This is a genomic window from Flaviflagellibacter deserti, assembly GCF_042652085.1.
Lineage (GTDB): Bacteria > Pseudomonadota > Alphaproteobacteria > Rhizobiales > Methylopilaceae > Flaviflagellibacter > Flaviflagellibacter deserti.
Genome location: NZ_JBHSJF010000011.1, coordinates 1 through 1,502, shown reverse-complemented (window position 1 = coordinate 1,502; position 1,502 = coordinate 1). Strand labels below are relative to the sequence as shown.

At 62.1% G+C, this 1,502-nt stretch carries 2 protein-coding genes; both read right to left on the bottom strand.

Going from position 1 to position 1,502, the window contains the following annotated elements:
* Positions 1 to 391 (bottom strand): flagellin N-terminal helical domain-containing protein (locus tag ACFPFW_RS18510; RefSeq protein ID WP_465254250.1); only part of this gene is annotated, 391 nt, incomplete at its 3' end.
* A 321-nt stretch (positions 392 to 712) separates the two neighbouring features.
* Positions 713 to 1,502, bottom strand: a 790-nt coding sequence (locus ACFPFW_RS18505) for a flagellin (protein WP_379771823.1), incomplete at its 5' end; no start/stop codon positions are given.

Sequence of the window (1,502 nt, the reverse complement as noted above, 5' to 3'; positions counted from 1 at the left end):
CGCCGCCCGAGAACGACAGCTCTTCCGTGCCAGCAATGGTCGCCGTGGACGGGATGGCAGCGTAGGAAGCCGTCTGGAAGGTCTTGTCCTGGCGAGCCTGACGCAGCGTCGACTGCATGGACTCGACCGTCTTGGTGATCGAGGACAGGCCGTTGTCGGCTGCTTCGAGCGTCTTGATGCCGGAAGTCATGTTGTCGAGCAGCGCGGACATGTCACCGGCTCGGCTGGACAGTGCGGACGACGTGAAGAAGTTGGTCGGGTTGTCGAGGGCCGAGTTGACCTTCTTGCCGGTGGCGAGACGGTTCTGGGTCTTCGCCATAAGATCCGCGGTGCCCTGCAGCGAGAGCAGGTTCTGGCGGACGCCTGCCGAGAGCGTGATGTTCGAAGCCATGTTTCCCTCTTCCAGAGGTCGTGAACGGTCAGGCTTCCTCATGGAAGCGATAACCGATTTCACATGGCGGCTTCTAAAATATGGTTAACGGAATGCTGAGAAGCGCGGTTAACGGGGGATTACCGCCATTTCCAGCCTCATCCTGAGCCGGACTCGCGAAGCGAGCCGCGTCGAAGGATGGCCACAAGTTCTGAGTCCGCGACCACCCTTCGACACGGATGCTGCGCATCCGGCTCAGGATGAGGCTGAAGAGAGGACGCCAAAAAGAAAAGCGGCGGAGCTTTCGCTCCGCCGCCTTCGAGAGGGGATGATCCTTCTGGATCAGAACAGGCGGAGGACCGCCTGGTCGGCCTGCGAGGCCATCGACAGGGCCGTCGAGGACAGCTGCTGGCGGGTTTGCAGGGCGAGGAGGTTTGCGGCCTCTTCGTTGGTGTCGGCAAGAACGAGCTTGTCGGCGCCGGTCTGCAGCGTATTGACCATCGACTTGGTGAAGTCCGTGCGGTTCTGGACGACCGACAGGTTCGAGCCGAAGCTCGAGGACTGCGAACGGATCGTGCTGAGCGATTCCTTCACGCCGTTGAGCAGCGTGTCGATGTTCGCGTCGCTGTCGAGGTCTTCGGCTTCGATGTTGCTGATGCCGAGTTCCGTCGAGTTGACCGCCTTCTGGTCCTTCGTCGAGATGTCGATGCTGGACGTACCGGTCTCGTTGAAGGTCAGCTTCAGGTTGTCGCCGCGCAGCAGGTTGATGCCGTTGAACGAGGCGTCGTCAGCGAACTTGTCGAGCTGGTCGCGCAGTTCGTTGAACTGGTCGGCCAGGCCGGCACGAACGGTGTTGCCGCCGATCGTCTGCGTGTTCGCGGTACCCGTGCCGCCGGTGAGGCCGGTGGCGGTGGCGCCGACGACCGACAGGTCCTGGGTCGAGAGGTTCTCGATGCGGAGCTTGCCGTTGTCGTTCGAGGCGCGGATCTTGCCCTCGAGATCGTCGTTGTTGTTGATCTCGTTGACGAGCGCGTCGACCGTCTTGGCGGTGTAGGTGTCGGTACCGCTGCCGTTGGCAAGACCGGAACCCGCCGCGCCGTTCGCCACGGCGAAGTTGCTGATCGTGACATCG